Annotated in this window: 16 protein-coding genes; 5 read left to right on the top strand and 11 right to left on the bottom strand. The window is 45.2% G+C overall.

The window, feature by feature from the left end; all coding sequences use genetic code 11:
• Positions 1-210: 210 nt before the first annotated feature.
• Together EKM76_RS07840 and EKM76_RS07845 are read right to left on the bottom strand one after the other, a co-directional pair.
• Positions 211-837 (bottom strand): stage II sporulation protein M, encoded by a 627-nt coding sequence (locus EKM76_RS07840; protein ID WP_125550136.1) that lies wholly within the window; start codon positions 835-837, stop codon positions 211-213.
• A 7-nt stretch (positions 838-844) separates the two neighbouring features.
• Positions 845-1,321 carry a universal stress protein gene (locus tag EKM76_RS07845; RefSeq protein WP_125550137.1) on the bottom strand — a complete coding sequence of 159 codons (477 nt, stop codon included), beginning with the start codon at positions 1,319-1,321 and terminating at the stop codon, positions 845-847.
• A gap of 171 nt (positions 1,322-1,492) precedes the next feature.
• Here EKM76_RS07845 and EKM76_RS07850 point away from each other — a divergent pair, with 171 nt between their 5' ends.
• Both EKM76_RS07850 and EKM76_RS07855 read left to right on the top strand, forming a co-directional pair.
• Positions 1,493-2,011, top strand: a complete 519-nt coding sequence (locus tag EKM76_RS07850; protein ID WP_125550138.1) for a type 1 glutamine amidotransferase domain-containing protein — start codon at positions 1,493-1,495, stop codon at positions 2,009-2,011.
• 258 nt (positions 2,012-2,269) lie between these two features.
• Entirely contained in the window at positions 2,270-2,941 is a 672-nt protein-coding gene (locus tag EKM76_RS07855; RefSeq protein ID WP_125550139.1) for an EAL domain-containing protein, read from the top strand.
• 890 nt (positions 2,942-3,831) lie between these two features.
• Here the strand turns inward: EKM76_RS07855 and EKM76_RS07860 are convergent.
• Complete coding sequence (locus tag EKM76_RS07860; protein WP_125550140.1) at positions 3,832-5,217, bottom strand: Nramp family divalent metal transporter; 1,386 nt, start codon at positions 5,215-5,217, stop codon at positions 3,832-3,834.
• 499 nt (positions 5,218-5,716) lie between these two features.
• On the opposite strand from EKM76_RS07860, the gene EKM76_RS07865 reads away from it, so the two are divergent.
• Positions 5,717-5,917, top strand: a complete 201-nt coding sequence (locus EKM76_RS07865; protein WP_125550141.1) for a hypothetical protein — start codon at positions 5,717-5,719, stop codon at positions 5,915-5,917.
• 46 nt (positions 5,918-5,963) lie between these two features.
• Here the strand turns inward: EKM76_RS07865 and EKM76_RS07870 are convergent, their stop codons facing one another.
• From EKM76_RS07870 to EKM76_RS07880, 3 genes are all read right to left on the bottom strand, one after another.
• Positions 5,964-7,304 carry a helix-turn-helix domain-containing protein gene (locus EKM76_RS07870; protein WP_125550142.1) on the bottom strand — a complete coding sequence of 447 codons (1,341 nt, stop codon included), beginning with the start codon at positions 7,302-7,304 and terminating at the stop codon, positions 5,964-5,966.
• Positions 7,305-7,606: 302 nt separating this feature from the next.
• The gene (locus EKM76_RS07875; protein ID WP_125550143.1) at positions 7,607-8,341 is read right to left on the bottom strand and encodes a TerC family protein; all 735 of its coding nucleotides are present in this window, start codon (positions 8,339-8,341) and stop codon (positions 7,607-7,609) included.
• Positions 8,342-8,433: 92 nt separating this feature from the next.
• Positions 8,434-9,267 carry a stalk domain-containing protein gene (locus tag EKM76_RS07880; RefSeq protein WP_125550144.1) on the bottom strand — a complete coding sequence of 278 codons (834 nt, stop codon included), beginning with the start codon at positions 9,265-9,267 and terminating at the stop codon, positions 8,434-8,436.
• Positions 9,268-9,520: 253 nt separating this feature from the next.
• Here EKM76_RS07880 and EKM76_RS07885 point away from each other — a divergent pair, with 253 nt between their 5' ends.
• Positions 9,521-9,772: a hypothetical protein gene (locus EKM76_RS07885; RefSeq protein WP_125550145.1), complete on the top strand. Its 252-nt coding sequence runs from the start codon at positions 9,521-9,523 to the stop codon at positions 9,770-9,772.
• Here EKM76_RS07885 and EKM76_RS07890 read toward each other — a convergent pair.
• Positions 9,769-10,788: a YeiH family protein gene (locus EKM76_RS07890; protein WP_125550146.1), complete on the bottom strand. Its 1,020-nt coding sequence runs from the start codon at positions 10,786-10,788 to the stop codon at positions 9,769-9,771. The genes EKM76_RS07885 and EKM76_RS07890 overlap by 4 nt on opposite strands.
• A 114-nt stretch (positions 10,789-10,902) precedes the next feature.
• Between EKM76_RS07890 and EKM76_RS07895 the strand changes: the two genes are divergently transcribed.
• The gene (locus tag EKM76_RS07895) at positions 10,903-11,775 is read left to right on the top strand and encodes a LysR family transcriptional regulator (RefSeq protein ID WP_125550147.1); all 873 of its coding nucleotides are present in this window, start codon (positions 10,903-10,905) and stop codon (positions 11,773-11,775) included.
• Here EKM76_RS07895 and EKM76_RS07900 read toward each other — a convergent pair.
• From EKM76_RS07900 to EKM76_RS07915, 4 genes are all read right to left on the bottom strand, one after another.
• Positions 11,772-12,452, bottom strand: coding sequence for a helix-turn-helix domain-containing protein (locus tag EKM76_RS07900; RefSeq protein ID WP_125550148.1), 681 nt, complete (start codon positions 12,450-12,452; stop codon positions 11,772-11,774). The two genes, EKM76_RS07895 and EKM76_RS07900, sit on opposite strands and share 4 nt — an antisense overlap.
• Positions 12,453-12,734: 282 nt before the next feature.
• Positions 12,735-13,721 carry a DUF916 domain-containing protein gene (locus EKM76_RS07905; protein ID WP_164507622.1) on the bottom strand — a complete coding sequence of 329 codons (987 nt, stop codon included), beginning with the start codon at positions 13,719-13,721 and terminating at the stop codon, positions 12,735-12,737.
• 149 nt (positions 13,722-13,870) lie between these two features.
• The gene (locus tag EKM76_RS07910; protein ID WP_125550150.1) at positions 13,871-16,021 is read right to left on the bottom strand and encodes a WxL domain-containing protein; all 2,151 of its coding nucleotides are present in this window, start codon (positions 16,019-16,021) and stop codon (positions 13,871-13,873) included.
• Positions 16,022-16,250: 229 nt separating this feature from the next.
• Complete coding sequence (locus EKM76_RS07915) at positions 16,251-18,371, bottom strand: WxL domain-containing protein (protein WP_125550151.1); 2,121 nt, start codon at positions 18,369-18,371, stop codon at positions 16,251-16,253.
• Positions 18,372-18,395 lie beyond the last annotated feature (24 nt).

Genomic DNA, 18,395 nt, shown 5'->3' on the forward strand with positions numbered 1-18,395 from the left:
TCTGACTGTGGTATTCTGTTCTTGCATCAAGACAATAACCTCTTTCATTGTTTGTGTAGGAACATCAATGATAACAGAGATTTGTCTTGGTGTTTTTTATTTTATCAATTAGCTAAAAGTATTTGGCTAACTTGATTATAAAACGCGCGTCACAGTTTTAACGCCTTCCACCTCGCATAATTAAAAAAATAGAACCGTTAAGTTCTATTTTTAACGCACTAATGTTAGTAGCCATGGGGTGATGTACGCTTCGATCGCTGCGGCGAAAATCAATCCGGGCACGACCACTAATAAATAGGCGCGCAGTATTGGGTACATAAACGGCCACCATGGTATTTGGCCGATCCAATCGTAGCGGTGTTGTCGCCAATTTTGGGTACGGCTGCGCATGTAATAATTCAGCTGACTAGCCAGGCCGACCGCAAAGGCAAAACAAGTGATCTCAAAAATACCGTGCGGCACTAGGCCGGTTAGTATCAATAAGCCAACCTGAGTGTGACTCGCATTTAGATATAGCACTAAGCCCACGCTAGCTGCCGTACCAACTAAATTTAGCCAATATAACAGCGGTACTGGGATCAGGGCTAGTACAAACACGAGCCAGACTGCCCGCTCATTATGCCAGGCGATCCGTAGAAACATTTGCCAGTTATTATCACTTTTAATGCCGCTAACGGCGCGGCGTAATGTTTGTTCTATTAGCGTCATATCGGGATCGAGCATGCTGAATAAGCCATAAAAGAACGCCGCCACCACAAGTACGACCACCCAACCGGCCAGCACATTATTACGCAATTGCCGGCGGCGCCACTGTTGTAGTTCGGTTGCTTTATCCACGGTGCACCTACTTAGCTTGTGGCTGTTTATTGTTAATATCCGTTTTGACCACTAAAACATCGGTGATCGCGCTCCGATTAACGTAGGAAGCCACTGAACCGATCAGCACCCGCTCCACTGCGTTTAAGCCGGTAGCACCGATCATGATCAAGTCATTTTTGTGCTCTTGCGGAAAATCACGCGCGATGACCATTTTAGGATTGCCAAAACGAATATGAATATCAATGTTATGAAAGTCGTTCTCTTTTTCGATCTGCGCAACTAATTTATCTAAATAAGTTTTCACATCTTCAGACATTTTATAGATGACATCGCCATCGACAAAGCTAGAATAACTGACCTCAAATTGTTGCGTCGCCAAAACATCTAAAATATCCAGATGCGCGTTGTTACGTTTGGCCACTTCAACGGCTTTGGTTAAGGCTAATTCTGCTTCTTTAGAACCATCCACTGGCACTAAAATATTTCGATATTCTTGTAACATGATCATCATCCTCCTCAGTTTTCGCGTGCTACTGTTTACAGGTTCATTATAGTCCAAATCAACTGTTTATGCCCACAACAAAGCAAAAGCGTTTTTATTGAGTTCGGTGATCGATGCTTGCTACACTGAATTAAGCACCAATCATTTAATCATAAAGAAAGAAGGTATTTCATGGAAAATAAACAAATTGCTGTCTTAGTCACTAATGGTGTCGAGGATGTGGAGCTAACTAGCCCTCGCGAAGCCCTAGCTCAAGCTGGTTACGAATTTTGCTTGATCGGCAACCGTGCCGGTGAGATCATCCAAGGTAAAAAAGGCACCCCATTTCGGATCGACCGCGGCATTGATGAAGTCAAGCCAGAGGAATTTCGCGCCCTATTTATTCCCGGCGGCTTCTCACCTGACCAGTTGCGCGGCGATCAACGTTTTGTTGATTTCACCAAAACATTTCTAGAACAAAATTGGCAAATTTTTGCGATTTGTCATGGCCCGCAACTATTTATCCAAACTGGATTAGCTGATCAACTGCATTTAACGGCCTATCAAACCGTCCAGCCTGACTTGATCTATGCTGGCGCTAAGGTAGAAGATCAGCCAGTTGTGGTCAGTGAAAACTTGATCACCAGCCGTAATCCTGACGATCTACCTGATTTCAATCAAGCCATTGTCAGTGCACTGACAGCCGCGTAAAAAGTTTGGGTGCAAACCCAAGCTTTTTTATTTGCATGAAATCCTTGTCATAGCAGCATAAGCGAGTATACTTATTGAGTCCACATATAATTAAATAATAAAGCTAAGATTACCTTTACAATCAGCAACTTTTATTCTAAAATCTAGATAATTATTGTCGTATAATTACATACATTTGGTAAGGAAGTTTGTTTAAATAATCGTGGCGTGGTCGCGGACGCTATATTTTCATTTAAAATTGGGGGAACGTTGTTTGCTATGCTAACATTTTATGGACAACCAAAGTTCAAGAGTGATGAAACGGATCTGCCACCTGCTGGTTATGAGTTATTCATTCGTGAACGCACAGCAACGGGCTGGCAGCTGCCGAAGGACTTTAATGCGATCACGGTTGAGCAACTTAAAGCCTTGCTGCTTAAAACAATTCTGCTAATGCCAACGAGCGTTATCTCAATTGCTTTTAATTTAGAGCCTGCGCAATTTATTGATCACCGCTATATCGATATGATCGCCGAAGTCCAGCAAACAACGTCCCTTATGCTCTCAACTGAGCTAACCGAGCGGGCCGATGAACAAGTCACGATCCAGCAATTGGTGCAAGCCGCTAAATACTTTGCTGAACTAGATCTACAAATTTGCATTGACGATGTTGGCTCCGGTAGAAATACGCTGGGTCTAGTCTTACAGCTTAATAAGTACGTTAGTGAATATAAGTTTGCCTGCCAGAATTTTCGTTTTGCGGCTAACTTTGAACAAATAATCGAAATACTAGATCCTTGGTACGCTTTAGCTAAGCGCCATAAAAAACTATTTGCCATTGAGGGCATCGAAAATGCTGCAGAGCTGACGCTGATCCAAAATGAGTATCCCTGTGATATTGTGCAAGGCTACTATACCGGCAAGCCAGCGCCACTAGCCCTCGAAGTATAACTAGGCCAAGCGTGTGACGTATAATTTCACTAGAGTTTAGCTAAAAACAGGTTAGTTAGCTTCCATTCCGGCGCCAGTGGACGGAACGAGTGCGACTTGAACTTGTCGATTTTTGCCATAGTTCAATCGACAACGGGAAGCAAGCACTGCTTAGCGAATAAGTACTAATTGAGATACTTGTAGATAGTGTTGTTAAGAACGAGCGACAGTGGCGCGTTGGCGAGCTAATTTTTCCTAAATAAACCCAAAAGCGGACGGAAAAATGGATCTTGCCAGCCACGCTTAGTTCTAAATGGCATAACCCGCCATCAAGAACTATCGACACATCTGCGACTTGAACTTGGCGGTTTCCGCCTTAGTTCAATCGACAACGGGAAGCACGTTCTGTTTGGCGAATAAATACTAGTATCTGATACTTGTTAATTCAGTTATTAAGAACGAGCGACAGTGGTCCACTGGCGCCTCCATTCCAGCAGGCAACGGTTGAGCACTTAACAATTGATTATTTACGTGGCAAACTTAGTGATAAACAGAACGTAAAACACCGGCAAACAGTTGAAAGACTGTTTTGCCGGTGTTTTGATTTCATCTAATCTGCTTTAAAACTGCGAGTCTCTAGCAACTGCCGGTTAATCTAATTGAGCTAACTAAATGTTTAGCCTAATTCACAAAATAGTGTTCTAACACTGCCAAGGTGAAATGGAGGCGCTGGCGTATCAGCTGTGTCGATAGTACTTGGTGACCGTGGTCGCCTAGTACTATGCGCGATTGGCAAGATCCATTTTCTTTTCCGATTGGGCTTAATTGGAAAGAAAATTAGCTTACCAACGCGCCACGCGTTCCATACGCCAGCGCCGGAATGGAACCAAACCAAATCTGCTTACATTTCACTAAGCCATAATGCCTAATGTTTGCAAAATTAGATAAACGTTCAAGATGATCAAGACGATGGCGATCACCCAGGCCACCCATTTGATCCAGTTACGGTTGGCGAAGTCGCCCATCAACTCACGATTACTGGTAAACATTACTAGCGGGATCATCGCAAACGGTAAGGCGACGCTGAGGAAAACCTGCGAGAAAGTTAGCAGATTTTCGATTTTGGCTTCATTACCGTGGTAATAAATCGCGAACACCAAAACTGGTAAGACAGACAGTAAACGTGTCAATAAACGTTGCGCCCATAATGGCATCTTCAAGTGAATGAAGCCTTCCATAATGATCTGGCCGGCTAAGGTGCCGGTGATCGTGGAACTTTGCCCGGACGATAACAAGGCAACGGCGAACAGACTACTCAACAGTGGACTGGCAATAGCGCCGACGATCGCTTTATCATTTAAAGCATTAAATAAATCGACGAAGCGGCCTAAATCACTGTTAGTGCCGAAGAATAATGCCGCACCTAAAATCAACAGCAAGCTATTAACGACGAACGCTAAGGTCAACTGAATATTTGAATCAGCTACCGTAAAGCGAATCGTTTTCGCCAAACTCTTTTTGTCGTGCCGATCGTACTTACGTGTTTGTGAGATCGATGAACCTAAGTATAAGTTATGCGGCATTACCGTCGCGCCGACGATTCCTAACGACAAGTACAGCATGCCTTTGTTAGTCAAAATGTCTGACTTAGGCACATAACCAGCAAAGATCTGTGGAATATCTGGCCGCGCTAGAATCACTTCATAGGTGAAGACGATCAGAATAATAGCAACTAAACCGGCAACGATCGCTTCGATTTTACGAAAGCCTAGCTTCATCAATAATAATAGCAGTAAAACGTCAAATGCAGTGATGATGATGCCGACGATCAGCGGAAAACCGAATAACAACTTCAGCGCGATACCCGAACCAATGATCTCGGCCATGTCGGTCGCCATGATCGCTAGTTCAGTCACGATCCAAAGGAAAATACCCATTCCTTTACTGGTGCGTTCGCGAGTCAATTGTGCTAAATCTTTACCAGTCACGATTCCTAAACGTGCGGCCATTGCCTGCAATAGCATCGCGATCAAGCTAGAAATCAAAATAACCGTTAGTAATGTGTACTTGTATTGCGCACCACCGGCAATCGAAGTGATCCAGTTACCAGGATCCATGTACCCAACGGCGACTAACGCCCCTGGCCCTGCAAACGCCATCAACGTCCGCCAGTAACCCGCATTTTCCGGGACATCGACACTGCCGTTTACTTCATCCAAACTCTTGTTATCACTATCAGTGGTATACAAGAAATGTTTCTTCTCCCGCGGTGTTTTATTCTTTGGTTGTTGACTCATTTCAAGCCCTCTCTTCCAGTTAATTTTCAATTGTGCTGCTGCCATAAGGCGTTCAAGTTCCTATCCTGATGAACAAATCATGCAGCAGGATAACTGAGTTAATTCCGCAATATAGTGTAACGCATTACCCATAGTTGTCAAACTAGAATTAAAACTTGATGCCCATTCAGTGGCATTTCCATGAAAGCTTAGTTCATTTTTCAGACAGCGGCCAAATCCATCTTCAAATTTAGCACAGAATTAAATGAATAGATAGTTTTGACCCTCCGCCTAGACCCACTACGTATTGTACACTAAAATAAATTAAAGTAAATAAAAAGTTTAGGCGCGCTTAACTTTTTAAATGTCACGTTTAAAAACACTGACAAATGACTTTCTTTTTAGCGGCATTTCCGGTAGGCTAATGATAGTAACTTAGCGCCCTAAACGCCGACTTACCATCTGACACAGACAGTCTGGCGTGCCCATTTCTGAACATTAAATTCAAAAGGAGTTCATTATGCATAACTTAGCGATCATCGCCGTTATTCTTGGTGTTTTAGGCTTTGCCATTTTCATTTGGCAAGCACTTCAATTACCCCGCGCCCAGCGCTCACTAAAAAACGTTTTTAATATTTATGGTTCTTGGCTGATCAATCCCAGTAGCTGGCTGTTTATCGTCTCGCTGATCTTGGTCTTCTACGTTTATTGGAATCGCTGATCAAAAAAAGACTTTCGACCGCATAAACTGGGTTGAGAGTCTTTTTTCAGCCGCCTTTAACTTCGACGATGCCGTAGAATAATTCTAGTAGATCACGGAGATTTTTCGTGATCGTTTTACCATTTTCCCACTGATAATTAGGGACTTCCGTCATAACATCATTGGGTAGCGCTTGACTAGTGATGATCAAGTCCGCTGGGTACGTCAGGCCGTCGATAATTTTTAACGCAAACGGGCTGAACGCTTTAAGTGAATTAATGATTCGATTATGGATCGAAGGGTCGACCGCTAACCACAGACAAATGGTCAATTCCTGTACTTCAATAAATGGAGCCAAAATCAAAGCTAAATTAGTCGTCAACAATTGCACTTGCCGCTCAGGCAATAATGGCAAGCTGAGCCGAATCGCTTGTTTGATCTGCGAAGTCTGCTTGCTCGCTGGTGGCGTCATTAATGACCAGATCACGACTGGTAGATCGCTGGTGGTCACGTAATTAATACAAGAATTCAAATAATTAACTAACCCCGCAAAGTAGTGGGTCGATGACGTTAATTGCAGCACCGCGATCAAACGCTCACTCAAACCTTCGATCGACGGTAAGTCGGTTATTTCTGCTGGTGACCAAAAATACGGTGAGTGGCGCAGCACTTCATTTAGCCACGTTAATTCGCGGGCCAAACCTACTTCTGGCACTTCCATTTCCTGCGCAAACTTTTTTAGCGCCGTCGTTTCCGTGACTTCCAGCACTTGAATATAGCCTAATTTCTCGACCATAAAACCTGACAAGATCCGGCCGAGCGTCACCTGAATATAATTCAATTGCATGGCTTGGCGCGGTGTTTGTGCGTTAGTCGGTAAGTTGAAATATTTACTGACCGTTGGCAGCCACTGGCAGATCTGCGGTACTAAGTTACCCACATCTTCGGCGACATCGGAAAAAAGGTACCAGTAGAATAAACGGATCTGGCGCTCATCACCGTGCAAGCGAACTCGGCTTAAATCAAGCCGAATATCGCGCTGCGCCAAAAAAGTTTTAAGATTTTTCAATCGTCGTTGTAAGGTCGACTGACTAATTGATAACTCAATTAAAACTTGATCTAACTCAGTTATATTTTCTTTATAAGTCGCATAAATAATACGGTACGGCACCGACTGTTTGATCAATTGTTGGCGGTAAGCACTAGCGCTCAGCGAATAACGCTGATCAGGCGGTGCATCAGCAGTGAGTTCATTCGGCAGCGAACGGAACGTCCGGTAGAATTCGACATAACTCATCCCGTCCTGTTCGGCTAATGCTGCCAAGTTCAAGTCACCGGAAATATTAGTTGCACGAAACACTTTAAGTTCGCGTTGTTTTTGTGGCGTTAAGAAAACATTGTCCAGCATCAGTAAATTCTCACTCCTTCACTATTAATTATCCTATCATCAGTTATTGAGGTCAATCCCCTTGTAAAACTATACATTAGCTATAATAAATACATATGATAATGGTTCGTTACTTTAATTATACATTATTTTGTCGCTTTTATGCTTCCCGATTGTCTTATTCCGTTATTTCAGTACCGGGGAACCACCAAAACAAGTGCACTATTGTTACGCTGAATTACCGCTATATCCGTAGCTAAAACGATTTACTAACTACTAAATGAATACTCGCTGAATTACAAAAAAATGCTTAGTCAGTTTGACTAAACATTTTTAGTTGAATCGATTTTTTTAGTTTTAAGGTAGTGAATTAACAACGTAATACCAACTGCCGACACCAAAATGGCGACAAACCAGCCGGCTGGAATTTCAATATCAATTTGTGGAATTGCCAAAAATAGCTTAACCGCAATGATGGCGATCAAACAGTAGGCCATCGGTTCCAATTCAGGAATTCGTTGCATCACTTTCAAAATTAATTGCGCCACGCCACGCATCACCAGAATACCGATTAAACCACCGATCAATACGATGATCGGCTTACTGGAGACCGCTAACGCCGCTAATATCGAATCGACCGAGAAAATTGCATCCATAAACACAATTTGGATGACCGCGACCCATAATTTGCTGGCGCCACTACTTTTTTGCTGTTGACCACGGCGTTGATAAAAGAAATGCAACGACAAATACAGCAAGTAAAGCGCGCCGACAACCTTTATCCACCAAATCTTGATCAGAAAAGTGCCTAGACCGATCATCAAAAAGCGCATTAAATAAGAGCCCCAAAGCCCGTAGATCAATGCTTGTTCTTTTTGCCGCATCGTTGGTAATTTCTGAGTCTGTGCCGCTAATACCACTGCATTATCCACTGACAATAAACATTCGATCATGATCAGTGAAAAGATGACCGCCCAATCAGCGCCCGAGGTAATGATCGTCTCCCAAGCATGCAGGTTAAAAAATGGCCCATATAATTCAATCAACCAATGTAACATTTAACGCCCTCCTTGCTTCTGTTCTATAGTGTAGCATATATTTCAGAAGTCAAAGAAGCGTATCCAAAAAGACTGCGATTATTTTTGACTCGCTAGAGCTTAGCAAACACTGGATAAACCGCCACATCCAATAAATGATTGTCGAAGGCTGCCCGCGCTTCCGCTACGGTGTTCAACTGTCCAGTATAAATTGGTCGCTCAGTGTCTAAAGCAAAAATCCGGAAAAGGTATTCATGGTAGCCGGTATTTTGTACTGGCGCCACACCTTGAAAACGGTGCATTGTCTGCTGCTGGTGTGGCTCATTAGCTGCGATCCGCGTCACATCCGCTGCTAACGGCATGACGGTCCAGTAACTATAGCCAGCAACTAGCGGATGTTCATCCGTCAGAAAAAGCGCCATCGATTTAGTCCCCGCCGGCATCCCAGCCCACTCCAATGTTGGTAATTGACCTTGACCGCCGATATCCGCCTGCTTGAACTGGGGCGGTAGCACGCTAAAGGGCGCAAATTCGCGCGCCGCGATCTGAAAGGTTTCATTTTCGAGACCTTCAAATACCAATAACCGACTTTCATCAAACCATTCATAGATATGCTGAGTGACGACCGCAACAAAAAAGGTCGTCACGTAGATTTCTTGGTTCGTGCCAAAAGGTGCTGCATCTAAATGATAAGTGATCCCGTTCAGCCGTAGTGTTTGTGCGCCGATCGTAAAATCAAATAAATTACCTTTATAAGTACCCGTCACATTAAAGCCTTGTGTTTGTAACGGCTGTTTAATTTCTTTGAATAACGTTTTTAGTGGGACGTAAATTTGCGCATTTGACATGATGCCTGTTGCTGATAATTCCAGATCATCAATGACAATTTTCACTGGTAAGTTCCATTGATAATAGCTACGTAGTCGTTCCTCGATTGCTTCAGCCATTTTGGTCATCCTATTCTGCTTGTTTTTTAGCCGATATTGTCGACCTAGTTTTATTATAAGCGAAAGCGTCGAAGCTTGCCTAGCGTTGTACGATAATTTAAAAAATTTATTGAGATTTCCTATTATCTTCTATAAAAACTAACAGCAAACAATCAAAATAGGACCGCGCAGCAAATCATAAGTCACTTTAAGCCTTATTTAAGCCCGCCCACTTATAGTCGGTGTATTAACTAACTTGTAAGGAGTCCTTATGATGAAAAAACATCTACTGTTAAGTACGATCATTGGTTTAAGTTTATTAGGTAGCATGCCGCATTCACCAGTTCAAGCAGCTGCAATCGCTAGCAATAGCGCCCCGGAAATTGCCGCAACGCCGCTGCTGGCTAGCGTCGCACCTAGCGCCAACCCTTATACCGGTTTAGTGACCACTAACGAAGTCGTCGTTTACACCAGCCAAACTAACGCCGCCACCTTAGAACTAGACAACCGCACGAAAGTACTTTAGAAAAATAGTTTGCTGGCGAAAATGACAAAAATCAATAAAATACAGGAAGCAATCGTTGCGGCTAAAAAGGCTTTGCCGCCGCGCTGGAGGATCACCCGAAAATTAACACTCATGCCTAACGCCGCCATTGCCATGCCTAAGAATAGATAAGCAAACTTGACCAACGCCGCCAAAACTGCCGCGCCCAACGGTAAAAACGTCCCCACAATACTAGCCAAAATGAAGCCGCCCATGAACCAAGGAATCGGCAGTTTGCTTGAACTTGCCGTGTCTACATGATTCGTGTGCTGATACCAAATGCCGATGATCAAAGCCGCTGGCGCCAATAATAATACCCGCGATAACTTGGTGATGATCGCCGTGTCCAAACTAACGGGGCCACCAGCGCTGCCGGCAGCGACAGCGTGGGCGATTTCATGCAGCGAACCGCCTGTCATGACACCAAATTGTTGCGGTGTCATATGTAATAATGGCTTCAAACCAAGCTCGATCAACGTGAAGACCGTCCCTAATATAGCGACGATCGCCACTGCCAACACTTCATCTTCACGCTTTTGTTCCACTTGCGCGCCACTGGCCGGTAACTGCGGGGAAATCCCCATAACTGCCGCCGCACCGCAAATACCAGTGCCGCTAGCCGCTAAAATTGCCAATCGTTGTTCAACGCCAAATTTACGCGCCAACGTGTACGTCAGCGTGATCGTACCGCTGACCACAAATACCGCCAACAAAATTGTTTTCACGCCAGCTTGAGCCAACGCAACTAGATTTAGCTTAAAGCCTAATAAAATAATACCTAATCGAAGAAATTTATTAGAAATAAAACCAATTCCCGGCCGCGCTTGGGTCACCACCGGCTGAAATACTTGCAGTACCATCCCTAAAACCAAGGCTAATACCAGTGCCCCAATCACCTGCAAATACGGAAATCCCGCTAAAAAACTACCTAACAACGAACAAAATAGCGTCAAGCCGATCGCTAAGTAAAAACGACTTGTTTTGAATAATGCCAACATTTAACCAATCCTTCCTTTGATTATTCTAGCTTACCAGCTAATTACTATAAGAAAAAATTAGTAATTATACGTGATCTATAAAAAAAGCTTATAATCAAAGTTAAGGGGGCTACTATGTTAGATAAAAAAATGCACACTTTTGCTTTACTGGCCACAACGGGCTCATACACCGCGACTGCGCAGCAGCTCTTTTTGACGCAACCAGCGATCACGCTACAGATCAAAGCGCTGGAGGCTGAACTAGGGTTAGCGCTGGTCAGCTACCAGCACGCACAATTAAATTTCACTGCGGCCGGCCAACAGCTGGCCCGCTACATCAATAAAACTGATCACGAAAGTCAGGAATTACTAGATCAGCTAAAAGCGCCCACCAAGAAGCGCTCACTCACGTTAGGCTGCACCCGCTCGCTTAGCTCATTTTTACTGGCGGATGTTTTGCATCAATTACAAAGTCAGCATAAAAATATTCAATGCCAGATTGGCAACACCAATACGATTTTAAAGGCACTAACTGCTGGTGATATTGATTTCGGCTTAGTTGAAGGCAATTTCGATAAATCACAATATGATTTTGTAACGCTGCGCCGCGAACCATTTATTGGCGTGACTTATGCTAACAATCCATTATTAGCCGCCACGCAGCCACTGAGTTTGGCAGCCTTACTGGCACAAACCTTGCTGGTACGCGAATCAGGTTCCGGTACTCGCGAGATATTCCAGAACTGGCTAACTATGCAAAATGCGCGCATTGCTGATTTCCAGCAAGTGATCGAAATTGCAACACCGACGCCGCTCATTCAACTACTGACTAGTGGCGTTGGCATTAGCTTCATGTATCGTTCACTGGTCACCGCCGAGTTAGCACAGGGAAAATTAGTTGAATTACCATTACGCGGCTTCGACTTGCAACACGAAATCAATCTCGTTTATCTAAAGGATAGCTACTTCGCCGCGCAATACCAAGCGATTGCAGCACAAATAAACTAATGATGCACCGGCTCATTAGCCAGATCAGGCAGCCGCTCATACTTTTTGGCCATAATATTTTGATAGCTGCTGGGAATGGAGCGCCAGGATACAAAAGATAGGCGTTTAACGTATAATCCTTTATGCTGTATTAAGGCGTAGTGCTTACTTCCTGGTGCTTGGCCGCCTTGAAAGGACAAGCGGGTACCATCACCAAACGGACTATCGACTACCCAAATATTCTTATACGGATCGGGCACCTGCAATTTTGCGGTGCCTTTTTTATATTCTTTGCCACCGTTATACGTCACTTGCGCCGGCAAAGTCGCGTAGCCCGTCCTTAGCGTTAGCAATGGATTAAAGCGGTCGACCCATTGATTTTTATATTGATACAAATTAAGAAAAATAAACAAGCCAATAATAGCGGCTAACAGGACTAATAGCGCCCGCTGATACACTTTCTTCGACTTTAGATCGCGATCGATCTGCTTGATCGTCACAGTGTCGCCACGTAAAAATTCGTCTAACGAGATTTGAAATAGTTCGCTAAGTTGTAGCAACATTTCAATATCCGGGTAGCTGCGCCCAGTTTCCCAGCTAGAAACAGTTTTATCCGATACATTTAGTTTTTCCGCCAATATTTTCTGGGTCCAACCGTGCTGCACTCGTTGCGCCTTCAACTGTGCCTTTAATTCCATTATTTCCCCTCCATCCGCTGTTAAGCCAACTCTAGCCTAAAAAGCAAACCCTTACGAGCTTATTTCAATAGAATCAGCTAAAAATGCGGTCTAAGTTTTGTAGAGTAGTCTAGGTGCGGCCGCATTATTTAAGTGTCTATAATTAATATACGCAAAGTACGCGTTATTATTTTTTTGCGAACGTAAAAAGCCTCAATAATTGAATGCTACCAATTATTGTGGCTTATTTTTTAAAGTCCGTCATTATTTTTATTAGCCTAAAATTTATAGCGCCTATCCGTTTTAATGCCTATGCTTCAACCAATAAATAATTCCCGACAACCCCAGCACACCCAACAAAGCTATGCCAAGCCACAGCCACCAATTGATTTGGCCTGCTGTGTGTTTGAGTGGCTGCGTTGACTTGGTCGCCGTTTTAGCGGCGGCTTTGACCGTGAAAGATTGCTTGACGGTGGTGCTTTGGGTGCCGCTTTTAAGCGTCACTCGATAAGTATAATCACCGCTGGCCAGTCGTTTATGGGGTAAAAACAGCGTGGCGGCAGTGCGCGGTGCCATATTGAAATTGCTAAGTTGTGTCCGCGCGACTTGCTTGTGCTGGGCGTTGGTGATCGTCAAAGTAGCTTGAGCATCATGCCAAAGTAGCGGCGCCACATTACGCAGCGGCAATTGATAGCCGCCGACTGCTGTCTGCCAGTCGTATTTAACTTTGCCGGCGGTCAATTTCGGCGTCGCTGTCGGTTGGCCCGCCTCGACCAGCGCCACACTGAGTGCATAACGCGTGCGGTTGGCCATCGTCGCCTGCTCCTGTACATCTTGGTTAGTTACGGTGATCCCGCCGAGTACCGTCCCCGCAAAGGCCGTTACCGGTGTTTTGATCGTAAAGCTAACGGTGCGCTGTTCTTGTGGTTGTAGCGTCACTTGTTGCTGCCGACTGCCATCAACCATGCTCGCCAAATTAGGGGCGCTTTTGCTCAACAAGGTGGCCGCTGCCTGACTGTAATCGATCACGCCACTATCTGTTGTTTGCGCGTTATTAATTTGGACGGTGAGCTGCTGGGCCGTCGTGCTGGTGTTGCTTAATTTTACTGGCAATTGGTAACTGGTGCCTGCCTTGACCTGCAGATTGAAAAATGACTGCGTATTGGTCACTGGCAGATCCGTCAGCACTGGTGAGACGCTAAATGTCGTGGCTGGCGTAGCGGCCGCCACACTGGCACCGCCAAACAACAAGCTGAGACAACTTATGATCACTAAACTAAATCGTGACAACATGAACACCCCTAACTGTCTTCTTAGTACTTTCTAACTCAAGCATACGCTAAAATTATGGTGATTTTATGACATTCTTTGAAATAAATCCCAATCCACAAAAAAATGGGCACCCTCGTAAAATATCATTTGCGGCGTGCCCATTTATTTTAATAGCCTGAGGTCAAGGTCCAAGTGAGTGTCGAATGATACTCGCCAGCCTTAAGCAACGATGCCGTCGGAAACTTAAGATTAACGTCAGCGTTCGCCCAGTAAGCCACTGGCCAACTTTTACCTGGTCCAGCGGTGCTAGTAAACACCAGCATTTCAGTTCCATTCGACTGTGTAGTTCCATTCAACGGTAAAGTAAATGAGTCGGCCAAAGTTACACCTGGAACTGGCGTCAGTAATCCACCATCCGCGAGATCAATTGATGCATCTGTAATCGATTTTCCACTATCAGAATCAGTTAAGACGGTGCCTTTAAGCGTTAGCCGCCAAGGATCAAGCTGAGCGTTAGTCGCCTCAGTTTCACTGCGCCCATCGAGAACAGCAACCATTAAACCATTAGGATTACCACTATCGCCCCCAGTTGTTGCTTGCAAACTGGTACTACTAGACCCAGGTAATACCGTGCCAAAATCCAAAATATCCGGCAACACTAAAGATAGCGCACTATCTTGACGATATAAAAAGCTGATACCTTGATCTTGATCAGTAAACTTACCCTTAAAGCGCGCTGTACTAGTATCGTTAGGATCATAGGCTGTCCACTGGTTAGTACCACTACCATCATTATAGTTATAACCAATATAGTACCAACCATCAGGCGCTTTTGGCGCTGCAATACCGCCACTACCGTCTGTATCGATGGGATCAGCGGTTGTACCAGTGATCTCTGCGCCTGCAACCCCTGTCAGTGGGGTAGTAAAGGTGAGCCCTGCCGGATTTGTCGCATTATCATCTACATCCATTTTGCTACTCGTTGGCACATTACTGGAATACTTATCAATATTCCAGTAATGCACACCCACATTGGTCGTGGTCTTCACTGCCGTCTTGTAACGGAAAACAATTGCTTGCTTACCGACTTGACCAGCCAGTGTTTGCTGCTTGAGCGCAGTACCAGTAGCTGTAGCGTCAGTTGTCGGAACGGTGCTATTATCCGTATCGCCGTAATAATCATAACCTTGATATTGATAACTACTATCGCCGCTAGTCAACGTATCCGGCGCTGTCAGCAAATTAGCATCATCCTCCGTGGTGGTTCCCGCTTGATAGATATGATCATTATTGTAACCCCACGCGCTACTAGTAGGCGGCGAACTCATGCTGGACGTATCGATGACCTGGTTGTTCTCATCAACATAGTACACCGGGATGTTACTGTCCTTGGCGTCATACCAAAATATCACCGCTTGTTTGAGCAACGACGTTTTCAAATCGGCAATCGTTAGCGTGTTTGAATCAACGGTCTGCTTCGCTACACTACTTTCATTGTCAAATAACTGTCCGCCGGCATAACGATAATCACCGTCATTCAGCTCAGATTGAGTTGTGACTTCGTGTGTAATTGCCCCCATTGCCTCGCCTTCACCAAAAATCGCTATCGGCTGCGTACCAATGTCAGCGCCCGTCACGCTGTCACGAGTGAAAGCTTTGATTACTTGGGGAACGTCAGTGGCGGTATCGGTGCCCAGTGAAGTTACCACACTGATCCCCGTAGCCATTGAATCCGGTAATGCTGCGGCAAAGTCAGTATTCAATGACATATAAACTATGAGTTTGACTTGATCAGTCGCCTTGATTGGCCGGGATGGCGTCGCTACGACTGAGGTTACCTTAGTCGCATAGTTACCTGCGCTGCCACTAGAATAATCAACTGTTGCTGCGGGTACGTTAGGCCCGGCTGGTGTTCCTGCGCCTATTATTTGTATCGTTGTCCAAAGCTTCACATTATTATAATTAGTGTTAGCTTGCCCAGCAGCCCCATTGATATTAGGGATTGAAAAACTAAATTTCAGTGAGGTGTACGTATCAGTGTCACTTGAACCTTCGAATAAGTCAGCAGCTGATCCAGTATAGGTAGCCGCATAATTATTAGGCTTGTAAACAGTGGCATACTTCTTCCACACCACTGCTTTTCCGCTCAGCCCTGTCTCCGCTTGCCATGGCGAATCGGCGGTGCCCCATAAAGCATCTGTTGGTAACGGTGCTAATGAATCGTAACTGGCCGCGTGCACTGCTCCTGCGCTAAGTCCTAGCATTAATAGCAACGCAAATACGACCCATTTACCAAAACCGCAGATTTGCTTCAACATTGTATTCGCCTCATTCCACTAATTAATACTATTAGTTCAATATGCAAATTTTTCGGTTAAACCTTATTAACTCAATTGTAGTTGAATTCGTTTAGATACACAAGACACGTTGCTCTACAATTATTAAAGCGCTAAATTCTACAAAGTTCAACAGCTGAATAAGCACAAAAATAGCGCCACGCCACTAAATTAGTCGCTGGCGCGCGCCATTTTTCAAAAAGCATTTTATTTAATAGCCGGAAGTTAGGGTCCAGGTCAAAATTGAATGGTACGTATCCGGCCCCATGACGTGGCCTGCGGGAACGTCTAAGGTGACGTTGGCGTACTGCCAGCTGGCTATCGTGTCGGTCATACCGCCTAAAGTAGTGTTATCCAGCACCGGCACGATCGTTTGACTATCTAAGGGAATGTTGATCGCCGTCGCTAGTTGGCCGCTACCTTCTGCGCTACCGTTGCTGAGTTTGATCGCGGTGTCGGCAACTTGGCCGGTGCTATCGCCAGTCAAGGTTGACCCAGCAACCGTCACGTGCCACGGATCCAATTGTGAATTAGTCGGCGTGGCATCATCGCGCATATCTGTCACCGCCACCACTGGGCCATCGGGAACCACAGTACCGCCGATAGTGGCTGACTTTAATTCAGTGCTGGTCGTCGTGTTCGCCAATGTGGCCATGGTCCCAAAATCAAGTTCGTCCGGTACCGTCAGCGCCAACTTACTCGTATCGCGATAGAGAAAGCTGATCCCCTGCTCGCCGGCAACAAACTTGCCTTTAAACCGCGCTGTACTCGGCGTGGTTGGATCATAAGCGACCCATTTTGTCGTGCCTGAACCGTCGTTGTAGCGGTAACCGATATAAGACCACCCCAGCGGTGCTTTCGGTGCCGCCACGCCGCCGCTACCATTACTATCGATCGGCTGGTTATCCGTGACGTCAACTGAACTGCCAATTGATCCCGCTGTCGACTGAAAAGCAAAGCCTGGTGGATTACTTGAATTACTATCATTTGCCGTTGAAGTATTTGTTGGAGTGTTATTACCTAACACATCAATGTTCCAATAATGGACACCGAATTTTTCATCCGGCGCATTTTCATAGCGGAAAACGATGACCTCTTTACCGACTTGGCCGGCTAACGTTTGCTGAGTAATGTCAGTGCCAGTGGCATCCGGCGTGGTGGTCGGCACGCCGCTACCAGTGAAATTACCATAATAAGCGTAATCTTTCAGCGCGTAGCTACCACCGCTGTTAGTCAGAGTTTTAGGCGCCGTCAGTAAATTGGCGCTGGTTTCGCTAGTCGTTCCATCCTTGTAAATATTACCGTTGTTGTAGCCCCAAGCTTGGCTAGTCGGCGCCGGCGTTGTGCTGGCAGTGTCGATCACTTTATTGTTCGCGTCAACGTAGTAAACCGGGATCTTACTGTCTTTGGCGTTATACCAAAACATCACCGCCTGCTTAAGTAGCGTGGTTTTCAAATTGGCGATCGATAACGTTTTACTATCAACCGTTTGAAAGGCCGTGCTACTGTTACCATTAAATAACTGCCCGCCACCATAACGATAGGTGGTGCCATTACTAGTCACGGTTGTAGCTGCTGTCGCGGTGTTCGTCTGGTTGCCTAATTCGCCATCTAGACTATAACCACTAGTCGCTTTACCAAAAATCGTTGGCGTCGTCGTTAAATCGGCGCCAGTGGCACTATCGCGTGCGAAGACCTTGATCACTTGGGGGATGATCGGCGAGACAGGGTCCGCCGCACTGACCGGATCAACAATCGTCGTTATCGTTGTAGGACTGCCACTATTATTCGTATCTTGCAATTTAATTTTCAAATTAAGCGTTAATTGATCGGTATTACGTAACGGGGTTGCAAACGTCAACTTAGGCATCACAACTTGCGTGTAATACTTGGCACCAAGTTTATACTCCGTGATCGTTGGCGTGCCGACCGTGATCGGTGTGCCGCCATTGACTGCCACCGTAAATGTTGGCACGACACTGGCTTGATAATTAGGTTTGCCTTGGGCGTAACCGATATTGGGAATTTGGAACGTAAATTGTAGTGCTGGCACGGTTGGTGTCGTGTCCCCAGCCGTCATGCTAATAAGACCACCTAAACCCTTTGTCTGGTTGATAATTTGAAAATTATAATTACCAGAAGTTGCAGATTTCGCTGCAATCGTAAGACTTTTGGAAATAGCCACTGGGTCCTTTTGCCAATTCTGCCACAAGCTATCGGTGGGGGTCACCGGATAATAAGTCGCCGCTACCGCCTTTGTTGCGGCCCCACCGACCACTAGTAGTAAAATACAGGCAAACCACCAACCTAAATGTCGCATCAGTTTATTCAATTTACGTCACCTTCCGTCATTAAT

Source organism: Loigolactobacillus zhaoyuanensis, from assembly GCF_003946385.1.
Classification (GTDB): Bacteria; Bacillota; Bacilli; order Lactobacillales; family Lactobacillaceae; genus Loigolactobacillus; species Loigolactobacillus zhaoyuanensis.